This window comes from Natronococcus sp., assembly GCF_047921035.1.
In the GTDB taxonomy this organism is placed as follows: Archaea; Halobacteriota; Halobacteria; order Halobacteriales; family Natrialbaceae; genus Natronococcus.
In genome coordinates, this window is record NZ_JBLRWX010000036.1 from 6,586 (window position 1) to 27,606 (window position 21,021).

Below are 21,021 nucleotides of genomic sequence, written 5' to 3' on the forward strand. Positions count from 1 at the left end.
TTGAAGGCTGCACCGTTCTCGGCTGAAGCGCAAGCGTTCGCGGAGCTAGCGCTTGATACTCGTTCGTGGTACGTTGTACACGCGTTGCGGTTATCCGGGGGACCTCTCGGTGTAGAGAAACTCGCCTCTCGAATCGCGACGATCGAGAATACGGACGAACAGGACGTCTATCTCGACCTGGTTCACGTTCGTCTCCCAAAACTCTCCGATCGGAACCTGGTCACCTATCGTTCGGATATTGGGATCGTCGAACTCGACGATCGGGTCGGGGAAGTAGCGGACGCCAGCGATGAACTGTCGACAGCAGGCGAAACGCTCGCTCCGGAAGAACCTAACTGATCGACGGCGATCCGCTGCCGATCTGCTACGTGGTCGTCGACTCTCCACCATAAGACGGTTACCGGACCGCATGTGCTCGTTCCACTGTTCTAGGAACGTGACCCATTCGCCGACGTCTACACCGTCGGCGTACGCCAGATCACCTCCGACCAGTCCGAACAACGGGTCCCACGACGCTGCCTGCTCGTGTAGTGGTGGGACGGCAGACGACGTTCCGATGTCACCGCCTTCAGCAAACGTGAGAGGCGCTGTGAGTCGTTCCGGAGCCGTTCGGACGGAGAGACCGGTATCCGAACCGTCGACCGTGACGTGATACTCCGTATCTGGCTCGAGGTCCGTGAGTACTGCTCGGTGGCGGGAGAGATCCGACTCGCCAAACAGCACGACGGTCGTTTGTTCGTCCGCTTCGGAATCGCCGGCGACAGCTGAGACCGCAACGGGAATCGGATCGGAGCGGTCCGCTGTCGGTGTAAGCCACTGGAGTGTGATCGTGCTGGATGGATCGTGTCCCCGCCACGTAGCAAACAGGGTCGACAGGTCGCTCGTCGGCGTCTCGTCGTCGCCTAAGCCAAAGCTGGTACAGCCTGCGATACCGACGCTCCCGACGCTGGCGACCTGGAGAAATCGTCGGCGGGTCTTCCGATAGTGTACGGCCAAATTCCGATCGCCTGCACGCTCGCTCCTGTCCATCGATTATGTCGCCCATTGGAGGATCTCAGCCGCGGGACTCTAGCTGTTGGTATAGTCTTCGAACTGCAGCGAAAGAGGCCCCCGGCGTTCCAGTCAATGCGGGCTCTGGTAGCGGATGTGTTTGGAGGCTAAGATCCGATGCGACGGCCCTGAAAGTCGCAGGGGTTGTTCCAGGTCAGAACCGCGTTTTCTAGGCGGCGGTCCCATCCAGATAGTCCTCGACCAGACATTGGCGAGAGGCCACGTCGAGTCCGGTCGTATCGTGGATATTACTGAGGTTGTTGCGAAGGGTTTCCCACTCCCGGTCCGTGAGATCGAGTTCGGTCTCCCGTCCCATCGGGCCGTGATTATCCGGATCCTCGTCGTGACAGAGTGCGAGATGAGCGATCTCGTGAAGGGCAAGTTCGGCCTCGCTGGCGGGGTCGTCCCGTTGGACGATCGCCGCCCGATTGCCGATATTCATTCCGTTGACGTGGTCGTCATAGAAGCGCGAGTACAGCTGCCTCCGTTCGAAATCGGTCTCACGGCCGGGGACGACGACCAGCTGGAAGGCGACGTTCCGGAGGAACGACTCGACCTGGTTCCAGTAGAACCCGGTCGGGAAGACGAGTAACGACTCGATACTCAACCCGTACCGCTCCCGGACGCTGTCCAGATCGTACGCGCTGGGATGATCGAGCCACTGGAGAGAGATGCCGTTTTCGCGGAACAGCGCTTGCAGATACGCCTTGGCCTCGTCCGAAACCGACGTTCCCCCGATGTATCGTACGTCGACCAGGAGGTCCTTGCGGCTCGGGTCGAGTTCCACGACGTCTTCCTTGAAGACGGTCTCGAGTCGCCGGTGAAACGCTGCCGATCGCTCGAGGGAGTCCGGAATGCCGTCCGCATCGACGTCTCGGAACGACTGACCGGCGGAACTCCCGAGAATTCCCGCACCCGTCGCTGCCGCGATAACACCGCCCGTAGCGGCCAACAGCCGACGACGTCCACGGTCGATCGGCTCGGTGGTATCGTCAGTGGTGTGGTCCTTTTCTCCCATGCTATTCCTCTGTCGAGAGAGCACCGTCGGTGATAAGATTCTCGGCGGGAAACCGTCCTATCGCGGACGGGTTTCGACGGCTTCGTTCCGCTCGAGCAGCCGATTGCGCTCGGTCCGTCTCCGCTACGTCGTGATCACGCCGTCCACGTGTCGCTCCACTCCGACTGGGGGATCCTGATCCGCGTTTCGTCGGCGTCCTCGCCGATCGGTACGACGATGACGGCGTTCACCTTTCCGACCGTGGACAGTTCCTTCTCGACGATCTCGTACTCGTCTCCGTTCCCTCGGAGGTCGCGAATCGTATCGCCAACCGCGTACGAACTCAGGTCTTCCATTATCGTCTGTTCGAGCGTCTACGACCTAAACGCATCGACGACTCTTGCGCAGCGAGTTCGCGCGCCCGGATCGACGTCTCTGAACGACTCGCTGTCAACCCGACGGAAGCAGCAAGCAGCGAGACGACTCGAGTGACTCGCGTCGCGGTATTCAGAGACGCTTGACAGTATTCGAACCATATGATTTATTTCGTCGTTGCGTCCACGTAGTCTGTATGTCTAGAAGTGACACAGGGGGATCTGTTATCGAACGATTCGGATATAGGCTCTCGAGTATCGTCGAGCGGTGGATGCCCAGTCCGTTCCTGTTCGCAATTCTGCTCACGTACCTCGTCTTCGGAGTCGGACTCGTTTTGAACCAAACCGGAACGATCGAACCGCCGAACGGTGGCGGGGCGGTCGGGCCGGTAGAGATGATCGAGTTCTGGTTCGGCGGGTTCTGGGGCTTTCTCGGCTTCTCGATGCAGATGGTCGTGATCCTGATGACGGGATTCGTGCTCGCGTATCACCCGACTGCGAACAGGCTTCTCGTCCGCCTCGCAAAACTCCCCAACACCCCACCGCAGGCGGTCGTCCTCGTCGCCGGGTTCTCGATGGCCGTCGCCTGGATCCACTGGGGGTTTAGCCTCATTCTGGGTGCGATCTTCGCCCGCGAGATGGGCAAAGTCGCACACGAAAAGGGGATCGACGTCCACTATCCGCTGCTGTGTGTCGCCGGCTACATGGGACTGGGTCTGACGTGGCACTGGGGATGGTCCGGATCCGCGCCGCTGTTGCTCACCGACGAGTCGGAAGTCGGAGAGGGGACGGCCTTCGCCGTCGTATCCGAGCCGATTCCGGTGACGGAAACGATCATCCACCCGTACACGATCACGCTAACGGTCCTCTCGATCCTCTTTGCGGTTACCGTACTCTACCTCATCACCCCGTCCGGGGAGCGGGCGCGGGGTATCACCGAGTACATCCCGGAAGAAGAGCTGTACGAGACGGCCAGCGACGGCGGTGAAGACGTCGTGGAGTCGGGCGAACGCCGGTCCGACGAGATGGTCCCGGCGGAGCGCATCAACAACAGCCGCGTTCTCGGCGGCCTCCTCGCGATCACCGGCGTCGCGTACGTCGCCTGGGTGCTCGTCACCGAAGGGATCGAACTGTGGGACCTCAACACGATCAACTTCGCGTTCCTGATGGCCGGGATACTGGTCTGGACGAATCCGTCGACGTACCGCGACAAGTTCGGCGAGGCGTCGTCGGCGGCCGCCGGAATCATCCTGCTGTTTCCCTTCTTCGCCGGCATCCAGGGGATGATGGCGGATTCGGGCCTCGCCGGCGCGATCGCGGACCTCATCATCGGGCTCTCGACCCCCGAGACGTTTCCGATCTTCGCGTGGCTGGCGGCGGCGCTCCTCAACCTGTTCGTTCCGTCCGGCGGCGGGCAGTGGATCGTCATGGGCCCGTCGATCCTCGAGGCCGCCGACCAGCTCGGGGTCGAGTTCGGTCACGCGACGATGGCCTTCGCCGTCGGCGAAGCGCACACGAACCTGCTGAACCCGTTCTGGGCGATTCCGCTTCTGGCCATCACCCGCATCAAGGCTCGAGAGATGTTCGGGTACGCTGCCGTGATGTTGCTCGTCCTGTTCCCGTTCCTGGCGGTCGTTCTCTACCTCCTTCCGTACGGCGCGTTCTGAGCCGTCCGGAACCGATCCGTTTCCGGCCTCCGTTTCGACCGGGCCCGACCCGGGCGACCTCGAGGGATCGATACGCCCCGTCGTTCCACCTCCGAGATCCGTCTCCGGCCGACCGGTTGTCGATCTTCCTCGCGAGGCCGTCGTACCCGCGGCGGACAGTACAGCCAAGTCGCCGGCCGATCTATCCCCGGGCATGGTTACCGATCCCGACCGCGGCGAGAAGCCAGACACGGGCGAGACGGATCCGATGGAGACGCTCGACCTCGAGCGACCGGCGGAGATCCAGTTCGGCGTCACGCGCGGCGAGCACGACCTCGAGATCGGCCCGCCCCGGGACTACCCCGATCGGGCGGACGTCTCCGTCCGTTCGGCCGACGAGCACGTGGTCCTGAGCGTCGACGCGATGGCGGGCGATCACGGGAGGGGACACGTCGACGTGACGTTGACTCCCGAGGAGGCGCGTCGCCTGTCGGATCGACTGGTCGAGATTGCGCGCGGCCCGTCCGAAGCGGAGTCGATGGAGGATAGCAACTGATACGGATTGCTGTATCGATTTCCCGGCGCAACCGCGACCGGGCGGCGGTTGCGTCGGAACTGACGTACAGTAAACCGTCTGAGTAATTCGAAGCGACCGCCGGGTTGCCGTCGGTCGACTGTTCGCGTCCGTTCCGTTTGCCGACAGGGAATCCGTACTGTCGGATCATCGTAACTAGCCGCTCCGTTCTCGAGGAAGCCACCGACTACCGGAACGGACGGGCCGTCGGTTGCGTCGGAATCGGCGTCCGACGGCCCGAATCAGCGGTCGCGATACCGAGACGTTCGGCGGCCGAACGACGAGATAGGTCGGGCTTGCCTCTCGGACGTCCCGTCACTGTCGGGTCGAACGAGTAACTCTGACCGACGATAACGGCAGGAAGGCCGCCACGGAAACCGTCTCGCCCTGCCCGGGGGATACGGCGTCGCTACCGTCATCCGGACATAACGTTTACTCTCTCAAACAGTCGCTAAGGCATACATAACAAACCCCTCACCTATCGATGATCTCATAAGATGGACGACCTCACAGGATTCCAGCGAGACCTACTGTACGTCATCGCGGGCGCCGACCAGCCATCCGGCCAGGACATCAAAGCCGAGATCGAAGGGTACTACAGCGCCGATATCAATCACGGACGACTGTACCCGAACCTCGATACGATCGTCAACAAGGATCTCGTCGAGAAGGGCGAACTCGACCGGCGAACGAACTACTACGAACTCACGGGGGCGGGAGAACGGGCGATCGAAGACCGACAGGAGTGGGTCTCCCAGTACACCGAATAATCAGCCGAAAGTATTTACGAAATCATATAGTTCCGGAGAACGATGACTGAAGCGCTCGCGGAAACCGGCAGCGAGATACACGAACGGATCCTCGTGGGGGTAGCCACGCTCGAGAACGTCGATCCGATGGCGTTGCCGCCGCTGTTCGATGCGGTCGACCCCGACGCGCTCGAGGCGATCTTCGAGGATCCCGAGAACGAAACGGTGCGGATCGGGACGGTGGAGTTCCCGTACGCCGGACACACGATCAGCATCGAGTTCGACGACGACCCGATCGTCAGGATCGATTAAGTCGGATCGAGAGCACCGCTCTCGATACTCGTCGCCCGCGAAGCGTCGGCCCGAGCGCTCGAGGTACCGCTGTACCGGGTTTCCGAGACGGGCGCAGGACGGGCGGGTTGCGCTCATCGCAGTCCGTCTCAGTCGTAGCTCAGGCTATCCAGGGTGTAGCGATCGGCCGTGTGGTTTCGATCGACGACGAGGACGGGGCCGGCCGCCTCCTGCTCGAGTTCACACCGGAGGTCGCCGAGATTTCCCGGATTGAGGGAGGCCGGCGGATCGTCGAGCGTGAAGTTGAGGGTCCCGGTGTTCCCACGAACTCGGTCGGGCTTTTTCGCCGCCGCGTGGATGCGGTTCCCGTTCTGTTTCACGTCGATCGCTCCGGTAAACTCCCAGGTGTCGTCGTTGTACCGGATCTGCTCGCCGTCGAGTTCCGGGAGGTGGGCCTCGACCATGGGAATACATGACGGGCAGCCACTATAGTCGTTGGGTCAGTGCGGTCGCCCTTCGCGGCCGGCCCGCCGGCTCCGTCGCTCGAGGCCGGATCCTCGGCCAGCCCTACCACGGATCTGGGTTCCCGACCGCCGAGTACCTGCTCACTCCGACTCGGTTCGGATCGCATCGATCGCGACACAAAGGATATACCGAACTGACAGGACGATACCCGTATGCACTCCCGGACCTTCTCCAAGTTCCTGTCGACGTCGCTGCTGCTGGCTATGGGTGCGGTTACGGTTGCGGCGATCGTTTCGCCGCCGGACCCGTTCACGCTCGTTTTGTATTCGATGGCGCTATTGGTGCTCGCGTCGGCGACCGCCTACGCGATCACGTACGGAATGGAGATCGGATCCTGTGGAGAGAAAGCGTGACCGCAACGTCGCTTTGCCCGTATCCGTCTCCGGGTCGGGAGGGGCTGTTTGGGTGCGATAACTACCGAACGTATCGTCGTTCCTCGAGCCCGGTTTCCGACTCGCTCGGACGCCCCGTTTCGACGTTCGCCGATACCCGTCTGTAAGCGGTTTTCCCGTATCGGACTAGTAAACCGACGACCACAACCCGTATAACTGAACGACCGTTTGTACAGGTATGGACGAAATCGATCTGACGAGTAGCCAGCGCTCGACGATCACGACGCTGATCAACGAGTATCAGACGGCCGGTGCGCCGGTCAGCGCCAGCGTCCTCGCGGCGGAAACCGATCGAAACGCGGGCACGGTCCGGAACCAGATGCGGACGCTCAGCTCGATCGGACTCGCGGAGGGAATCGCGGGCCCGAAAGGCGGGTACGAGCCGACCGACGCCGCCTACCGGATCCTCGGTCGCCGGCAGTTGGACGACGCCGAAACCGTCACCCTCGCTCGCGAGTACGACCGCGCCGACGCGACGGTCGACGAGATCGATTTCACGAACGTTCACCATCCCGACCTCTGTCGAGCACAGATCCACTTCCAGCAGTCGGTCCGCGACCTCGAGGAGGGCGATCCAATCGTCGTCGGCCCCTCTCCGGTCTCGAGTCTGGTCGTTCTCGGCGAGATCACGGCCATCGAGGAGACGAACAACGTGGTGATCGTCGACGTCGAGGAGTTACGGGCCCCGCTCCGGGACGAACCGTCGACGTCACCCTGACCGCGAGCTCGGGTCGCCGCTCGTGGGACGCTGTAGCGCCCCGGGACGGTTACGACACTTCGTACTCCACGCTGTCGTACTCCGCGACCTCGATCGATCCGCAGGATGGACAGGTCCACTCGTTCGTCTCGAGTACCGTCCCGCAGTTCCGACACTCGTAGACCACGGCAGCATCCCCGGCGAGACGTTTTTTTACTGCCGTGAGAATAGGCATATATTCTGATTCTCAGTCGAGAAGTAAAGACTGCTGCTTTCAACTGCCTGGTCGGAGGTGGCGATCGCTCGCCGGCCGCACCGTCATACGGTTTCCTGTACGTCAGTACCGGCGCAACCGCGACCCGTGCGGCGGTTGCGCCGGTACATCGGTACAGCAATCCGTATCAGTCGTCCTCCTCGAACCCGCCGTTCGCGGTCGGCGAACGCTCCTCTGCGTCCGGTTCGGACTCCCGTTGCGGCTCCGCCTCGACCACGCTGTCGGTCCACGTTCCCCGAAGGAGATACAGGCCGGCCAGAACGACGATGACGACGTTCGTCAGCGCGTCCCCGATAAAAACGCCGGTCGCGCTCATGCCGAGCGGCTCGGCGAGGCCGTAGGCCAGCAACGGACGGAGCACGATGAAGCCGACGATCGCGAACCCCATCGCGGTCCGCGTGCTGCCGCTGCCCCGGAACGCCCCCTGAACGACGTAGAAGACGCCCAGGAAGACGAAGGAGAGCGAGACGATCCGCAGGTACTCGGCGCCGACGGCCGTCACCTCGGCGGCCCCCGAACCGGTGATAAAGAAGCTGACGATCGGATCGGCGAGTACGTACACGAACCCGCTGAACAGAAGGAAACAGCCCGCGATGAGCCCGGCCGCAGCGTACACCCCGCGCTTGGCGCGGTCGACCTGGCGGGCGCCGAGGTTCTGTCCGACGACGGTCTCGACGCCGCGTGCGAGCCCGAGCGCTGGCAACACGACCATCGACGTGACGCGCGTACCGATGCCGTAGCCGGCGACCGCCGTCGGGCCGGCCAGCGCGACCAGCGCGGTCAGGATCGTCACGCTGAACGCCTTGGTGCTGACCTCGACGCTCGCGGGGAGACCGATCGTCACGAGCTGTTTGATCGTCTCGAGCTCCGGGCGGAAGTCGCCCGCCGAGAGTTCGATCCCGACCCGTCCCGAGAGCAACAGCCAGATGCCGATCGCGGCCGCGAGTCCCCGGGAAAGGATCGTCGCGAACGCCGCACCCTGGACGGCCCAGCCGTCGAACCCGGTGAGGGCGAACAGCTGCGACTCGAGGGCCTCGAGGCCGAACCAGGCGAAGACGACGTTGTCCTGAAAGCCCAGAATGAAGAAGGGGTCGATGGCGACGTTGAGCGCGACGCTGAACGTCATGAGGTACAGCGGCGTCCGCGTGTCGCCCCACCCCTGCAGCAGCGACTGGAAGACGAAGAAGGCGAAGATGAAGGGCATTCCGGCGAACTCCGTTCGGGTGTAGGTGCGGGCGTACTCGTACTCGACCGTCCCCGGCTCGGCGCCGACGAACCGGAGCATCGTCGGCGTCAGCAGGAAGCCGACGACGGCGATGAGCAGGGAAAGGCCGAAAATAAACGTCATCGTCTGGCCGGCGACGCGGGCGATCCGCCCCGTGTTGCCGGCGCCCTTGTTCTGGGCGACGAGGACGGTCCCCGCGACGTTGAAGCCGATCCCGAAGCTGATCACCAAGAAGATGATCGCCCACGAAAACGACAGCGCGGAGACCCCGGCCTGACCGAGTCGCCCGACCCAGAACGTGTCGGCGAGGTTGTAGCCGACCATCAACAGGTTGGTGACGACGATTGGAACGAGAGGACGATCAGCGGCCACACCAGTTTTCCGTTGATGACGTCGACCGACCGATCCCGTCGTTCTCGGCTCATCCGTCCTCTGCTCCGGGGCGAAGGAGGGAAACGCTTTCTCCTTCGTCCCGGCCTCAATCCGCGGTGCGGACCCGCTCGAGCGCGGCTTCCAGCAGCGAAACGGCGGCGTGGCGGTGCAACGGTTCGTTCCGGTTGCCACACTGGCTGCTCATCAGGCAGGCCGGACAGCCGTCAGTTCGGCCGCAGTCGCAGTCGGCGATCCGGTCGCGGGTCCGTTCGGCGACGGCCTCGAAGTTCTCGTAGATGCTGTGAGCGAACCCCACGCCGCCCTCGACGGCGTCGTGGATGAACCAGCCCGGACCGTCGAGATCGGGGTGGCGGAGCTGGGAGAGCCCGCCCATGTCGTCGGTGTCGAGTCGAAGCTCGAGCGGCGACAGCTCGATCATCCCGTGCTCGCCGCCGTGGAGGCCCCCGGCGAGCGTGTACTCGGCCTCGCCGAGGCCGGCGAACTCGCTGTCGGCGTCGGGGGCGATGGTACTGCTGTCGGGGATTTCCTCGAGCACGCGCTCGAGGACGTCCTCGGGGAAGGCGACCCACATCAGCTGCGTGCGAAGCGAGATCGGCGGCAGATCGATCGGCTGGGCCGCCTCGACGAGCGTGCCGTCGAAGATGTCGCGCACCGTGTAGGCGCTGTAGTTGACGTGGACCGTCCCCGTTCCGGCGCCCAGCCGGTAGCCACCGCCGAGGTCGCGGGTCCGTTCGACCTCGAGGTCGGTGACGCGCTTGTCGGAGACCGCCCGCGTGTAGTGGCTCGTGTCGACGGACTCGAGTTCGACGAACGGGCGGTGGGCGTGCTCGACGACTCGCCGTACCTCGTACTGCTGGCCGTCGTAGACGACGAGCGCGCCGGGATGGTACTGGCGGTACACCCGCTCGCGCTCGAGGGACTCCATATCGATCTCCCCGTCGACCTGCCGCACGTCGTAGCGCTCGTTCGTCGTGGCGTACAGCGAGATGTCGCTCTGGGGACGGGCTGGACCGTCGTACCGGACGCCCCGGTCCAGGTCGCCCGCGAGCTGTCCGGCCGCCCGCCACATCTCGACGGCCCGCTCGAGTCGCTCCTCGGGCCCGAACCACTCGACGTCCCGGTACGTCAGCGGTCGCTCCGACGCCGCACAGCGGAGGTGTCGGGCGTAGACGGCGTTGTTCGAGAGATCGACGACCGCGTCCTCGACGTCGTCCTCGAGGAGGTAGTCGGGGTTGTCGAGGACGTACCGGTCGATCGCGTCCGAGCCGGGAACGTACACCGACAGCGAGTCCGCCGTCCCCCGGCCGGCCCGGCCGATCCGCTGCCGGAACGACTGCCGAGTTCCGGGGTAGCCCGCCAGGACCGTCGCGTCCATCGACCCGATGTCGACGCCGAGTTCCAGCGCGCTGGTGGTGACGACGCCGTCGACCGCGCCGGTTCGCAGCGCGCGTTCGGTCGCCGCGCGCTTTTCTTTGCCGAGTCCGGCGTGGTAGGGTGCGTACTCGACGGCGGTATCGGCGGGATGGTCGGACGCCGCCTCGAGGGCTCGCTTGACTCCGATTTCGGTTCCCTGCCGCGAGTCGGTAAACAGCAGCGTCTGCAGCTCGTTGTTCGTGAGGTGGGCCAGCACGTTCGCGGCCTCGTCGGCCGCGCTCGCCCGCGCGTCGGGCGGGATCTCGTCGTCCTCGAGCCCGCCGTCGGCGTCTCGAGCCGGGGGGTCCCAGAAGGCGATCTCCCGGCGCCCGTGGGGGCTGCCGTCGTCGTCGACGACGTCGAACGCGGCGCCGGTGAGCGATTCGGCGTGCGCTTTCGGATTGCCGATGGTCGCGGTCGTACAGACGATCCGCGGATCGGCGCCGTAGTAGTCGAGCAGCCGCCGTAGCCGTCGCAGGACCCAGGCGACGTGCATCCCGTGGACGCCCGAGTAGGTGTGGGCCTCGTCGACGACGAGCACCTCGCAGTTCGCGAGGACGTCCCGCCACTTCGCGTGGAACTCGAGGTAGGCGTTGATCCCCGCGGCGTTCGAGATCGGCACGTCGACGCCGTCCCGGATCGCCCGGCGACGGTCGGCGGGGGTGTCGCCGTCGTACGTCTCCGCCCGGGCGTCCAGCTCCAGTCGCTCGAACAGCTCGTTTACTGCCACCTCCTGGTCGGCGCCGAGCGCCTTCGTCGGGTAGAGAAACAGCGCTCGAGCGTCCGGGTTCTCGAGCTTCCGGAGGGCGTAGTACAGCGCGTACACCCAGGTCTTACCCGAGGACGTCGACGTGGCGACGCTGACGTTTCGCCCCTCCCGTAGCTTGCGGATCGCGGCCGCCTGGTGGGAGTAGAGTTCCGACTCGAGCGCGTCGGCAAGTTCCGTCGGCAGCACGTCCTCCGCGGGGACGGTGTCGGCCTCCCTGGCGGGTTCGACGGCCGTCTCCCGGAGCTGTCCGTCGTACCGTGGGACGGTCTCCGCGAGCGACGCCGCGTTCAGGGCCGTCTCGAGCGACGAAATGTGGTCCCGACTCATGGTCAAAAGTCCGCGAGGGTTCCCTGGCTGGTGGTCGGTTCCGATCGGTCATCCTCTTCTGCTCGCTCGAGGGGCTGGGCCTCCTCGAGGCGGTCGTAGACGAACGCGAGCGCCCGGACGTCGTCCTCGCAGTAGCGCTCGTGGCGCTCCCAGTCGAGTTCGCGTTCGGGGGTCTCGGCGTAGCGTCGGTACCGGCGGCCGACGACCGCCCCGGAGAGTCCCGTCTCGTCGGACTCCCATCCGAGCGCGGACGCCACGTCCTCGAGTGCGTTCGTCAGGCCCGGCAGGACGGCGTTGTCCCGCTCGACTGCCCAGCGGTACGGGTCGAATTTGGGGAGGCTCGCCCACGTCTCGGCGTGTTCGGGACAGTGTTTTGCGACGTGGTCCTCGACGATCGGGAAGTCGAAGTTCCGGCCGTTGTACGCGACGACCGGCCGACCCGGGTCGACGTCGGCCAGCCACCCCAGAAACGCCTCGATCGCCCCCGCCGGTCTCGAGGGGTCGGTCTCGAGGAACGAGCCGTAGCCGTCGGCGCTGCGATCCAGCGCGCCGATCAGCCAGACGATCGACGGATCGAGCCCGTCGGTCTCGATGTCGACGAAGATCGGCTCCCCCGAGGGTAACGACGCATTCGGAGCGACCCGAGCCTCGCCGGTCTCGAGGACCGTCGCCGACTCGACGATCGTTCGCGCGGTCGGCCGACCGATCCCCTCGAGCCGGGCGAGGTCGTGGGGGGTCGCGTCCGCGAGTTCGGCCCGGGAGTCGAACCCCTCGTCCCGAAGCGTCTCCGCCCGTCGACGTCCCACGTCGGCGATCGCCTCGAGGCCGAACGTTCCGAGCGAGCGAGTCTCGGTTCGGACGGTCCCGTCCGGCCGCAGCGCCGCGTGAGCGACGTCCGCGCTCGAGTCACCGCCCCCTTCGCTCGCTTCGGGCATCACGCCCTGTACGACGAGTCCGTCCCACTCCCGCCTGTAGGACGGGACCGCACCCGTCGTCAGCTGAACGGTCCGGTCGGCGGCCTCGTCCAGCGCCTCGCGGTACGCCTCGAGGCCGGCGAGTTCCGCCTCGAGGCGCGTGAGATCGAGCGAGACGGTCAGGAGGTCGGAGAGGACGAACGTGGTCGCGTCCTTCCGGCCCGAGAGCCGCTCGGACGCGTACGTCCGCAGTTCGGCGACCGACGTCGCGGCGACCAGTGTCATCTCGCTGTCGGCCGCGAGCACCTCGGCCGTCGGGGACTGGGGGTCGTAGCGCGCGACCGTAACCGAATCCGGCACGGCCTCGCGCATGGATCGGTCCCGTTCGGCGGACCGAACGTACAGCACGTCGGTATCGAAGTAGTCGACGACGTCGGCCGCCTGCGAGGCGGTACAGTCCCGGCCCGCCGCCTCCGAGAGGACGGTCAGCCCGATCACCGCGGCCACCTGCCGGGGAGTGCGGTCGGGAGTACGCCGACGGAGATCCGATCCGGTACCATTCTACGGGACGGTACCGGCTCGATCGATATAAACGCCGGCCGACGGGGGAGAAAGTGAAACGCGGCAGCGGGTCGGCCTCGAGTTTTTGTAGTTCTCTCGCTTATACGGAGTGTGACAGCGCGTGACGACGACCGAACGTCGGGCGGGGAGAGCGCAGGCACCGGGGCCAGCGAGACGGTAGCCGCGGGACTCGCCTCCGAACGCCCGGTCGAACGAACCGGCTCGGAGCGAACCGCCGAGCCGGCCGAGCGCGTCGCCGACGCCGTCGACGGATCGTCGACGGAAGGTCGCACGCCGGCCGTCTCCGTCGCCGAACTTAGCAAGCGGTTCGGCGAGGGAGCTGACGCGGTTACGGCGGTCGACGACGTCTCGCTCGAGATCGAGACCGGCTCGATCGTCGGACTGCTGGGGCCGAACGGCGCCGGGAAGACGACGCTGATCAAGTCGATTCTCGGAATGGTGCTTCCCGACGCGGGGACGGTTCGGATTCGGGGGGTCGACGTCTACGACCGCCCCCGAGAGGCGTACGCGTTCGTCGACGCGATGCTCGAGGGCGCGCGCAACGACTACTGGCGGCTGACCGTCCGGGAGAACCTGCGGTACTTCACCACGATCAGCGGCGTCGATCCGGACTCGGTGAGCGAGCGACACGACCGCCTCCTCTCGCAGCTCGAGCTCGCCGAGAAGGCGGACGTCCCCGTCCGCGACCTCTCGCGGGGGATGAAACAGAAGGTGTCGCTGGCGACCGTCCTCGCGGGCGGGGCGGAGGTGATCTTCCTCGACGAGCCGACGCTGGGCCTGGACGTCGAGAGTTCGCGCACCCTCCAGCGGGAGCTGCGACGTCTCGTCGAGGAGGAGGAGCTGACGGTCGTCCTCAGCAGCCACGATATGGACGTCGTCGAGACGGTGTGCGACCGCGTCCTCATCGTCTCGAACGGGCGGATTATCGCTGACGACACCGTCGACGCGCTGCTTCGCGGAACCGACCGTCATCGCGTCCGGATCTCGAGTCCCGATCTCACCGGGGCGATCGTCTCGGACCTACGAAACCGATTCGGGGTAATCGACGTCGAGAGGCTCGAAGCCGGCGCGAGAATCGACGTCACGACGGACAGCGACGGGCTGTACGAGCTGATGGCCCGACTCCGAGCCGCGGACGTCACCCTCGAGCGGGTGCGAACCGTCGAGCCGGACCTCGAGGACGTGTTCGTCGAGCTGACGAGCGCCGAGGGGGAGGAGCGGACCGCGCGGAGAGCGGAGGAGGGCAAGGGAACCGCGCGGAGAGCCGGGGAGGACGATCGATGACCGTACGGGGAGCCGAGGCGACCGAGACGCCGCGGAAGGCCGGCTACCGCCACCTCGCGCGAGCCGTCCTCTACCGGGAGTTCCTGCTCTTCGTCCGTTACCCCGCCAACGCGGTCGGCGGGATCGTCGTCGCGCTGTTTTTCTTCGGCGTCCTCTTTTACGGCGGCCGGATGGTCGCCGGGCAGGCCCTCACCGACTCGATCGAGGGGATCGTCGTCGGCTACTTCCTGTGGACGCTCTCGGTCGGCGCCTACTCCTCGATCTCGAACGACATCGGGAGCGAGGTCCAGTGGGGAACCCTCGAGCGCCACGTGATGACGCCGTTCGGGTTCGCGCCCGTCGCGCTGTTGAAAGGCGTCGCGAAGATCGTTCGGACCTTCCTCACCTCGACGGTGATCCTGGCGGCCATGATCGTCGTTACCGGAACGACGCTCGAGTTGAACCCCCTCACGGTCGTCGTCGTCGCGACGCTCACTATCGTCTCGGTGCTCGGCCTCGGCCTCGCGGCGGGCGGGATCACCGTCCTCTACAAGCAGATCGGCAACTGGCTCAACCTCCTCCAGTTCGGGTTCGTCGTGTTGATCTCCGCGCCCGCGTTCGACCTCGGCTGGATGCGGTTTCTCCCGCTCGCCCACGGCAGCGCCCTCCTCCAGCGCGCGATGGTCGACGGGATCCGCCTCTGGGAGTTCTCGCCGATCGACGTGGGGATCCTCGTCGGGGTCGCGGTCGGCTACCTGGCACTGGGGTACGCCGTGTTCCAGTACGCGACCCGCCGAGCGAGACGACTCGGCGTCCTCGGCGACTACTAACGACCATGAGTCACGACAGGATCCGCGCGCGGAAACCGACGACCGACGCCGACCGATGGACCGTCGGCACCGTCGAGCGAACCAGCCGCCGGGACGGCGACGTCGTCTTCGAGGTGCGACCCGACGAGGGGGAGGCGGTCGACCTCGCCGTCACGACCGCTGTCGGGAAGTTGGTCGAGAAGCGACTGGACCTCGAGGACGGCGAGTCGCCGGTCGGCGCTCGAGTCTGGTACCGGAAACGCGGCGAGTGACGCGGTCGGATGAACGAGGACTACTCCGTCGTTGGAACGCCGAGCTGGTCCTCGAAGGCCCCTCGGACCGCCTCCTGATCGTCGTACGCCGACAGCGCCAGCCCGAGCTTGATCCGGGCTTTCCACGGCGGCAGGTCGCCGGCGGGGATCGTCCCGTGCTCGCGGACGGTTCGGCTGCCGCCGGGGCCGCCGTAGCGGGCGCTCACCGCGCCGTCGAAACACCGCGTCGCGACGACGACGGGGACGCCCGCCTCGACCGCGTCGGCGACGGCGTCGCCGATCTCGGGCGTCGTGTTCCCGATCCCGCTCGCCGCCAGAACCAGCCCGTCGACGCCGTCCTCGAGGGCGCGCTCGAGCTGGCGGGCGTCGACGGCCAGCCCGCTGGGGATCGTCTCGACTCGAGCCGTCAGCTCGGTGGCGGGCAGCGAGACCGACTCGCTGCGAGGGTCGCGCCGCAGCGAGAGTCCGTCGGCCGTGATCTCGGCAACCGGACCCGAGTCGGGGGAAGCGTACGCCTCCGGACGGCCGGCACGCGCCTTCGTCACCCACCTGGCCGCGTGGACGAGGTTCCCGAACGCGATGTACGCCCCCTCGGTGAACCGCTCGTCGGCCGCGGTGCGGACCGCCTGCAGGAGGTTCGCGGGGCCGTCGGCGCCCGCCATGTCCGCGGGTCGCTGCGCGCCGGTGAAGACGACCGGGACGTCGGCGTCGCTCACCAGGTCGAGGTAGTACGACGACTCCTCCATCGTGTCGGTGCCGTGGGTGACGACGACGCCGTCGACGCCGTCCTCGGCCGCCCGCTCGACCGCGCGGGCCAGGGACGCGACGTTCGACGCGGAGAGGTGGAAGCTGAGTTCGTCGCAGACGGACTCGACCTCGAGGGTCGCGACGTCCTCGAGTTCGGGAACCGCCGCGACGAGGTCGTCGCCGTCCTTCGAGGGCGTGGCGCCGCCGTCGCCGTCGGTCGATGCGATCGTTCCGCCGGTGCTCAGGACGCGGACGCGTGGCATACGCTGTCCTCTCGCGCGGAGCTACTTTGCTTGTCGGCCTCGAGGAGTTCAGAAGAACTTGTTGAACAGCCGCTTCCACGAGCGGTACTGCCGTCGCACCGACTTGATCTCGTCGACGGCTTCCGCGAGTTCGCCGCCGGCAGTTTTCCCCCGCTCCTCGGGCGGGATCGCGGTCGGCGCGACCGCGTCCCTGTTGTGGACCGCGGTGTGACACGCCCCACACACCGTGATCAGGTTCGAGAGTTCGTGGACCCCGCCCCGGGACTTCGGGACGATGTGGTGGGCGTGGAGTTCGACGTCGCCGTGGGGGCTGCCGCGACGCCGGCAGTTGGCACACTGGTAGTCGTCGCGCCGGTAGACCTCTTGCCGGCGCCGGTCCCAGTCGTCGGGGTAGTCCCGGGTGGACTGTTTGCTCACCGCCTCGAGCGAGCGCTCCTCGTCGGCGCCGGCCGGCGCGACGCCGCTCTCGAGGTCCTCGTCCGCCGAGACGTCGTCGTACTCGAGTTCCTCCCCGTCGGGGCCGCGAACGGTGATGTCGATCCCCAGCTCCTCGAGGTCGTCGTCAGGTTGCTCACTCATCGAATCGCCGTACTCTCACGTTCAGTGTCCTGACCGACTTTGTAATTACGGTTCGTAGCGGAACGATCCCATAAACGGCAAAATTAGAGTTGTACCTATTCGGATTGGTCTGAAACCATCTCACCTCGTTCGGGGTCGGGTTCGATCGTTCGAGGGTACGCGGTCAGGTTCTCGTAGCCGTCGGCCGTGACGACGACGAGGTCCTCGAGTCGCACCCCGCCGCGGTCGGGATCGTACACCCCCGGCTCGACGGTGACAACGTGGCCGGCCTCGAGCGGCTCCTCGCTCGAGAGCGACGGCGCCTCGTGGAGGCTGATACCGACGCCGTGGCCGGTGCCGTGGTACATGCCGACGTCGACGTCGCCGGTCTCGAAGCCGTACTCCGCGAGCCTCCCGGTCGCGGCCTCGTGGACGTCGGCCGCGCGCGTCCCGGAACCGCTGCGGAGCGCATCGAAGGCCGCGTCCTGGGCCTCGCGGACCGCCTCGTAGGCCCGTCGTTCCCACTCGCCGACGTCGCCGACGACGTAGGTCCGCGTGAGGTCGGCGTAGTATCCCCGCGGACCGCGCGGGGAGAGGTCGAGCAACACCGTCTCGCCCGAATCGATGCGATCCTCGCCGGTGAAGTGGAGATCCGCACAGGTCGCTCCGGCGCCGATCACCGTGTTCGCCGCGTCCCGAACTCCCGCTCTCGCCAGGGTCGCGTTCACCTCCCGGCGCAGTCGCTCCGTCGTGAGGGGATCGCCGCGCCAGCGGAGTGCGTCGCGACGGTCGTTCTCGGCGGTCTCGACGGTCGCCGCCGCGAGCACCGCCTCCGCCCTGGCCATCCCCCGCTGAGCCGCCCGCTGGACGAACGCGTGTCGGTCCCGCTCCGCGCTCGTCTTGCGCGCTCGGCCGAGGTCGATCGGCTCGAGGGTCACCTCGTCGACGGCGTCGGCGATGGTCCGCGTCGCTCCGGCGGGCATCGAGGGAAGGGCGAGCACGCGCGCGTCCTCGAGCGGTGAGGTCAGTCGGTTCTCGAGTTCCTCGAGGGCCCGTTCGGCCGCGCTCGAGGCCGACGACTCCCTTGTAGGGACGACCTCGCCCGGGAACTCCCGCTCGGCCTGGTCGGCGAACAGCCGCGGCGCACACAGCGTCGCGCGGCCGTCGGCATAGACGAACGCGTAGTCCCGATCCGGGCCGGCGAAGCGGCTCAGGTACCGGAGGTCGTCGTCGAACCGATCGCCGACGTGAACGAAGGCGTCCGCTCCGGCGGCCGCGGTCGCGTCGGACAGGCGCTCGAACGCCGAGCTTCCGTCTCGGTTCGGCTCCGGCGACGAACGATCTCGGCTCACGAGTCCTCCGGCTGGGTTCCGATTCCCTCGGGCCATCCGGGCGGCTGCGCGGCGGACGGGTCGGCGTACGCTCGTTTGAGCACCATCGGGGTCCGCTCGAGCGAGAGGACCTTCGTTTCGTCCTGGTTGTACGCTCGGAGCTCGGTCGTGACGATGCCGACGTGGTCCCGGGAGTCGCTCTCTCGCTTCTCGAGGACCTCGCTCTCCGCGAAGATCGTGTCGCCGTGGTAGACGGGTGCGTGGTGACGGACCCGATCGTACCCGAGGTTGGCGGTTGCGTTCACCGAGACGTCGATCACGCTCATCCCGACGGCGAGGGCGATGACGAACGTGCCGTCGACGAGGCGCTCGCCGAACTCGGTCCCGGCGGCGTACGCCTCGTTGAAGTGCATCGGGTTGAGGTTCATCGTCACGTTCGTAAACCAGACGTTGTCGGTCTCGGTGACGGTGCGGCCGAACGGATGCTTGTAGACGTCCCCGACCGCGAAATCCTCGTAGTAGCGGCCGTGCCAGCCGGCGACCACGCGTCGTTCCGGTTCGGGAGCCCCGTCCTGTGTGTGGGTATCGTCGGTCATACTACGCGTCGACGGTCGGCCGCAGGCGAGTTGTAACCCCCGGAACGCGGCCGTAGGGCCGGCTCGATCGGCCGACAGCGGAGCGTCCGAGGCGACTGCCGAACCGTAACCGTAGCGCAACCGATACGAGCAAATAATACTAGCAATAGTTATTATTCAACTAAAACCGTAACGCCTGTATTATATCGCCGACTGCTCTCGTATGCAGCGGTATCGACCCTGCACCCATGCACCCGGTCTTCCCCCTGGGAAGTCCTTCTGTGGCTGTTCCGTACAACCGGCTGGCTACCCGCTGGCCTCGAGGGGCGACTGTCCGCCTCGTTCGGGCGACTCGAGTCGCTGTCATCGGCGGGTAGTGGCTGCAACACTGTTTGTTTTTCTCTCGCGATTCGATCGACGCAGTACGGTCCACAGATACTCGTCGGCGAGTGATTTCCCGAAAGTGCAAATCTGCGCTTATAAAGTCGGCTGAATCCTTTCCGGAATTCGCCGGCTCAGTTTTCGTAACATCCTAATATAAGGAGAAAAATATTCGGACTAATGACCTACGAACATCTGGACACCGATCTGGTCAACGAACTGCTCGAGAACGGCCGCGCCAGCCTTCGAAGCCTGGCCGAAGAGCTCGACGTCTCCGTGACGACGGTCTCGAACCACCTCTCGGACCTCGAGGACGAGGGCGTCATCGAAGGGTACACGCCGATTGTCAACTACGACGCCGCCGGCTACGACGTGACCGCGGTGATGCAGCTCAAAGCCGAGGGGAGCGCGCTCGCCGAAATCACGGAGACGCTGCGTGACCACCAGCAGATGATGTCCGTCTACGAGGTCACCGGAGACTACGACATCGTCGCGGTCGGGAAATTCAAGGACACCGACGACATGAACGACCAGATCAAGGCGCTGGTCACGGATCCCGACATCAAACAGTCGAACACCAGCATCGTGCTCAACAAGGTCGCCGAGAACGAGCAGTTCGAACTCGAGACCGACGGCGATAGCTGAGACGGTCCGGACGTCGTCGACGTCTCCGCTCTGTACTCGGTTCGTGGCAACGAGGATCACGCGTCGGAGGGTAATCGAACACGCCGAGTCCAGAACTCCGCGACCGATTCAATCATTCTGACGAACTCGCCCGGATCGATCGGTTTTGTCAGATAGGCGTTCGCGTGGTGCTCGTAGCATCGTTGAACGTCCTCGGCCGCCGTCGAACTGGTCAACATGAGGACGGGCAGCCGCTTTCTCGCAGGATCGCCTTTGATATCGGCTAAGACGTCGAGCCCGTCCTTTCGAGGAAGGTTCAAATCTAACAGTACGACGTCGGGAGACGGAGTTTCCTCCTCGTTCAGAAACGCCATCGCTTCGACGCCGTCCGACGTGACGTAGAGATCCGCGTCGAACCCGACCTCCCGGAACGCTTCCCGCACGAGACGCACGTCGCCGGGGTTGTCCTCGACGAGCAAAACGTCGAACGAGGGGCTGGTACCGCCGGGACGGTCGTCCCCCGGCGCGTCGGTACGTCCCCTCGCTCGGGTCGGTTTCGGCTTATCCATAGTATCGTCGTCTGATAGGCGTGTGGCCCGTACTGAGGAAGTGTTCGACGGCCAGATTGCTTCCCTCCGTCGGATCTCTGCCGTCGGGAGTGCGGGCTTTCCAGCCACAGACCTCGCAGTACAGCGTTACCGTTCGATTCTCGTTCATCTCGAGCCGAACCGCTTCTCGCCGATTCGGCCGTTCTCTCCGCTGGAGCGTTCGTCTTCCACCTCTCGAACGGCGATTCGGTCGGGACCCGATACGGTCACCTCGTGACCGTCGTACCGGAAGACCGTCCGGCACACCTCCCTCGCTCCGGAACAGTCGATCCAGCGCCTCCGGATCGATCGTTTCGAACAGCGGTGGCATCTCCGTCGGCTCCCTGTCGGTTCGTTTCGCGACCTCGAGCACGATCCGCTCGCTGGGGGCCGCGTTCCGCGTCTCGCCCATACCGGGA

The 21,021-nt window shown here is 65.7% G+C and carries 23 protein-coding genes and 1 pseudogene; 10 read left to right on the plus strand and 14 right to left on the minus strand.

The annotated features are described in order from the left end of the window. Nucleotides 1-90 precede the first annotated feature (90 nt). The 3 genes from ACNA7R_RS09370 to ACNA7R_RS09380 all read right to left on the minus strand — a co-directional run bounded on the left by ACNA7R_RS09370 (nt 91) and on the right by ACNA7R_RS09380 (nt 2,403). Nucleotides 91-1,029 (minus strand): fibronectin type III domain-containing protein, encoded by a 939-nt coding sequence (locus ACNA7R_RS09370; RefSeq protein WP_416283299.1) that lies wholly within the window; start codon nt 1,027-1,029, stop codon nt 91-93. A 190-nt stretch (nt 1,030-1,219) separates the two neighbouring features. Continuing rightward, a complete protein-coding gene (locus ACNA7R_RS09375) occupies nt 1,220-2,068 on the minus strand; it encodes a hypothetical protein (protein ID WP_416283300.1) in 849 nt (282 codons plus the stop codon). A gap of 134 nt (nt 2,069-2,202) precedes the next feature. After that, complete coding sequence (locus ACNA7R_RS09380) at nt 2,203-2,403, minus strand: hypothetical protein (RefSeq protein ID WP_416283301.1); 201 nt, start codon at nt 2,401-2,403, stop codon at nt 2,203-2,205. A 215-nt stretch (nt 2,404-2,618) separates the two neighbouring features. Between ACNA7R_RS09380 and ACNA7R_RS09385 the strand changes: the two genes are divergently transcribed. The 4 genes from ACNA7R_RS09385 to ACNA7R_RS09400 all read left to right on the plus strand — a co-directional run bounded on the left by ACNA7R_RS09385 (nt 2,619) and on the right by ACNA7R_RS09400 (nt 5,702). Next, nucleotides 2,619-4,088 (plus strand): short-chain fatty acid transporter, encoded by a 1,470-nt coding sequence (locus tag ACNA7R_RS09385; protein ID WP_416283302.1) that lies wholly within the window; start codon nt 2,619-2,621, stop codon nt 4,086-4,088. A gap of 193 nt (nt 4,089-4,281) precedes the next feature. After that, nucleotides 4,282-4,623 carry a hypothetical protein gene (locus tag ACNA7R_RS09390; protein WP_416283303.1) on the plus strand — a complete coding sequence of 114 codons (342 nt, stop codon included), beginning with the start codon at nt 4,282-4,284 and terminating at the stop codon, nt 4,621-4,623. Nucleotides 4,624-5,138: 515 nt separating this feature from the next. Then, nucleotides 5,139-5,411: a PadR family transcriptional regulator gene (locus ACNA7R_RS09395; RefSeq protein WP_416283304.1), complete on the plus strand. Its 273-nt coding sequence runs from the start codon at nt 5,139-5,141 to the stop codon at nt 5,409-5,411. A gap of 42 nt (nt 5,412-5,453) precedes the next feature. Then, nucleotides 5,454-5,702: a HalOD1 output domain-containing protein gene (locus ACNA7R_RS09400; protein ID WP_416283305.1), complete on the plus strand. Its 249-nt coding sequence runs from the start codon at nt 5,454-5,456 to the stop codon at nt 5,700-5,702. 128 nt (nt 5,703-5,830) lie between these two features. On the opposite strand, the gene ACNA7R_RS09405 is transcribed toward ACNA7R_RS09400, so the two are convergent. Beyond that, nucleotides 5,831-6,145 (minus strand): hypothetical protein, encoded by a 315-nt coding sequence (locus ACNA7R_RS09405; protein WP_416283306.1) that lies wholly within the window; start codon nt 6,143-6,145, stop codon nt 5,831-5,833. A 213-nt stretch (nt 6,146-6,358) separates the two neighbouring features. On the opposite strand from ACNA7R_RS09405, the gene ACNA7R_RS09410 reads away from it, so the two are divergent. Both ACNA7R_RS09410 and ACNA7R_RS09415 read left to right on the plus strand, forming a co-directional pair. Beyond that, nucleotides 6,359-6,559 (plus strand): DUF202 domain-containing protein, encoded by a 201-nt coding sequence (locus tag ACNA7R_RS09410; RefSeq protein ID WP_416283307.1) that lies wholly within the window; start codon nt 6,359-6,361, stop codon nt 6,557-6,559. A 217-nt stretch (nt 6,560-6,776) separates the two neighbouring features. Then, on the plus strand, nt 6,777-7,316 hold the full coding sequence (locus tag ACNA7R_RS09415; protein WP_416283308.1) for a TrmB family transcriptional regulator: 540 nt from the start codon (nt 6,777-6,779) through the stop codon (nt 7,314-7,316). A gap of 49 nt (nt 7,317-7,365) precedes the next feature. Here the strand turns inward: ACNA7R_RS09415 and ACNA7R_RS09420 are convergent, their stop codons facing one another. From ACNA7R_RS09420 to ACNA7R_RS09435, 4 genes and pseudogenes are all read right to left on the minus strand, one after another. Then, entirely contained in the window at nt 7,366-7,530 is a 165-nt protein-coding gene (locus ACNA7R_RS09420) for a hypothetical protein (protein WP_416283309.1), read from the minus strand. 166 nt (nt 7,531-7,696) lie between these two features. Further along, nucleotides 7,697-9,219 (minus strand): annotated as a pseudogene (locus ACNA7R_RS09425) (MATE family efflux transporter). A gap of 53 nt (nt 9,220-9,272) precedes the next feature. Continuing rightward, a complete protein-coding gene (locus ACNA7R_RS09430) occupies nt 9,273-11,696 on the minus strand; it encodes a DEAD/DEAH box helicase (RefSeq protein ID WP_416283310.1) in 2,424 nt (807 codons plus the stop codon). Between the two features lie 2 nt (nt 11,697-11,698). Next, entirely contained in the window at nt 11,699-13,108 is a 1,410-nt protein-coding gene (locus ACNA7R_RS09435) for a ribonuclease H-like domain-containing protein (protein WP_416283311.1), read from the minus strand. A 174-nt stretch (nt 13,109-13,282) separates the two neighbouring features. On the opposite strand from ACNA7R_RS09435, the gene ACNA7R_RS09440 reads away from it, so the two are divergent. Genes ACNA7R_RS09440 through ACNA7R_RS09450 form a run of 3 tightly spaced genes read left to right on the plus strand, consistent with a single transcriptional unit; the run spans nt 13,283 to nt 15,536 of the window. Next, complete coding sequence (locus ACNA7R_RS09440) at nt 13,283-14,476, plus strand: ATP-binding cassette domain-containing protein (protein WP_416283312.1); 1,194 nt, start codon at nt 13,283-13,285, stop codon at nt 14,474-14,476. Further along, nucleotides 14,473-15,285, plus strand: coding sequence for an ABC transporter permease (locus ACNA7R_RS09445; RefSeq protein ID WP_416283313.1), 813 nt, complete (start codon nt 14,473-14,475; stop codon nt 15,283-15,285). Before ACNA7R_RS09440 ends, ACNA7R_RS09445 begins: the two co-directional genes overlap by 4 nt. Nucleotides 15,286-15,290: 5 nt before the next feature. Continuing rightward, on the plus strand, nt 15,291-15,536 hold the full coding sequence (locus tag ACNA7R_RS09450; protein ID WP_416283314.1) for a hypothetical protein: 246 nt from the start codon (nt 15,291-15,293) through the stop codon (nt 15,534-15,536). A 20-nt stretch (nt 15,537-15,556) separates the two neighbouring features. Here ACNA7R_RS09450 and ACNA7R_RS09455 read toward each other — a convergent pair whose 3' ends face one another. From ACNA7R_RS09455 to ACNA7R_RS09470, 4 genes are all read right to left on the minus strand, one after another. Next, complete coding sequence (locus ACNA7R_RS09455) at nt 15,557-16,546, minus strand: asparaginase (protein WP_416283315.1); 990 nt, start codon at nt 16,544-16,546, stop codon at nt 15,557-15,559. A 48-nt stretch (nt 16,547-16,594) separates the two neighbouring features. Beyond that, on the minus strand, nt 16,595-17,125 hold the full coding sequence (locus ACNA7R_RS09460) for an HNH endonuclease (RefSeq protein ID WP_416283316.1): 531 nt from the start codon (nt 17,123-17,125) through the stop codon (nt 16,595-16,597). Nucleotides 17,126-17,220: 95 nt separating this feature from the next. After that, nucleotides 17,221-18,456 (minus strand): M24 family metallopeptidase, encoded by a 1,236-nt coding sequence (locus ACNA7R_RS09465; protein ID WP_416283317.1) that lies wholly within the window; start codon nt 18,454-18,456, stop codon nt 17,221-17,223. Then, entirely contained in the window at nt 18,453-19,031 is a 579-nt protein-coding gene (locus tag ACNA7R_RS09470) for a MaoC family dehydratase (RefSeq protein WP_416283318.1), read from the minus strand. The genes ACNA7R_RS09465 and ACNA7R_RS09470 overlap by 4 nt, the downstream gene beginning before the upstream one ends. Before the next feature lie 540 nt (nt 19,032-19,571). Here ACNA7R_RS09470 and lrp point away from each other — a divergent pair. Beyond that, nucleotides 19,572-20,036, plus strand: coding sequence for an HTH-type transcriptional regulator Lrp (lrp, locus tag ACNA7R_RS09475; RefSeq protein WP_416283319.1), 465 nt, complete (start codon nt 19,572-19,574; stop codon nt 20,034-20,036). Nucleotides 20,037-20,092: 56 nt separating this feature from the next. Here the strand turns inward: lrp and ACNA7R_RS09480 are convergent, their stop codons facing one another. Beyond that, nucleotides 20,093-20,692 carry a response regulator gene (locus ACNA7R_RS09480; protein ID WP_416283320.1) on the minus strand — a complete coding sequence of 200 codons (600 nt, stop codon included), beginning with the start codon at nt 20,690-20,692 and terminating at the stop codon, nt 20,093-20,095. Further along, entirely contained in the window at nt 20,577-21,014 is a 438-nt protein-coding gene (locus tag ACNA7R_RS09485; protein WP_416283321.1) for a HalOD1 output domain-containing protein, read from the minus strand. Before ACNA7R_RS09485 ends, ACNA7R_RS09480 begins: the two co-directional genes overlap by 116 nt. Nucleotides 21,015-21,021 lie beyond the last annotated feature (7 nt).

What these genes read in the sequence shown, in the direction of transcription:
- ACNA7R_RS09410 (WP_416283307.1), top strand. Translation starts at nt 6,359, where the DNA reads ATGCACTCCCGGACCTTCTCCAAGTTCCTGTCGACGTCGCTGCTGCTG.
- ACNA7R_RS09390 (WP_416283303.1), top strand. Translation starts at nt 4,282, where the DNA reads ATGGTTACCGATCCCGACCGCGGCGAGAAGCCAGACACGGGCGAGACG.
- ACNA7R_RS09415 (WP_416283308.1), top strand. Translation starts at nt 6,777, where the DNA reads ATGGACGAAATCGATCTGACGAGTAGCCAGCGCTCGACGATCACGACG.
- ACNA7R_RS09385 (WP_416283302.1), top strand. Translation starts at nt 2,619, where the DNA reads ATGTCTAGAAGTGACACAGGGGGATCTGTTATCGAACGATTCGGATAT.
- ACNA7R_RS09400 (WP_416283305.1), top strand. Translation starts at nt 5,454, where the DNA reads ATGACTGAAGCGCTCGCGGAAACCGGCAGCGAGATACACGAACGGATC.
- ACNA7R_RS09450 (WP_416283314.1), top strand. Translation starts at nt 15,291, where the DNA reads ATGAGTCACGACAGGATCCGCGCGCGGAAACCGACGACCGACGCCGAC.
- ACNA7R_RS09370 (WP_416283299.1), bottom strand. Translation starts at nt 1,029, where the DNA reads ATGGACAGGAGCGAGCGTGCAGGCGATCGGAATTTGGCCGTACACTAT.
- ACNA7R_RS09420 (WP_416283309.1), bottom strand. Translation starts at nt 7,530, where the DNA reads ATGCCTATTCTCACGGCAGTAAAAAAACGTCTCGCCGGGGATGCTGCC.
- ACNA7R_RS09445 (WP_416283313.1), top strand. Translation starts at nt 14,473, where the DNA reads ATGACCGTACGGGGAGCCGAGGCGACCGAGACGCCGCGGAAGGCCGGC.
- ACNA7R_RS09460 (WP_416283316.1), bottom strand. Translation starts at nt 17,125, where the DNA reads ATGAGTGAGCAACCTGACGACGACCTCGAGGAGCTGGGGATCGACATC.
- ACNA7R_RS09380 (WP_416283301.1), bottom strand. Translation starts at nt 2,403, where the DNA reads ATGGAAGACCTGAGTTCGTACGCGGTTGGCGATACGATTCGCGACCTC.
- ACNA7R_RS09375 (WP_416283300.1), bottom strand. Translation starts at nt 2,068, where the DNA reads ATGGGAGAAAAGGACCACACCACTGACGATACCACCGAGCCGATCGAC.
- ACNA7R_RS09485 (WP_416283321.1), bottom strand. Translation starts at nt 21,014, where the DNA reads ATGGGCGAGACGCGGAACGCGGCCCCCAGCGAGCGGATCGTGCTCGAG.
- lrp (WP_416283319.1), top strand. Translation starts at nt 19,572, where the DNA reads ATGACCTACGAACATCTGGACACCGATCTGGTCAACGAACTGCTCGAG.
- ACNA7R_RS09395 (WP_416283304.1), top strand. Translation starts at nt 5,139, where the DNA reads ATGGACGACCTCACAGGATTCCAGCGAGACCTACTGTACGTCATCGCG.
- ACNA7R_RS09405 (WP_416283306.1), bottom strand. Translation starts at nt 6,145, where the DNA reads ATGGTCGAGGCCCACCTCCCGGAACTCGACGGCGAGCAGATCCGGTAC.
- ACNA7R_RS09430 (WP_416283310.1), bottom strand. Translation starts at nt 11,696, where the DNA reads ATGAGTCGGGACCACATTTCGTCGCTCGAGACGGCCCTGAACGCGGCG.
- ACNA7R_RS09455 (WP_416283315.1), bottom strand. Translation starts at nt 16,546, where the DNA reads ATGCCACGCGTCCGCGTCCTGAGCACCGGCGGAACGATCGCATCGACC.
- ACNA7R_RS09470 (WP_416283318.1), bottom strand. Translation starts at nt 19,031, where the DNA reads ATGACCGACGATACCCACACACAGGACGGGGCTCCCGAACCGGAACGA.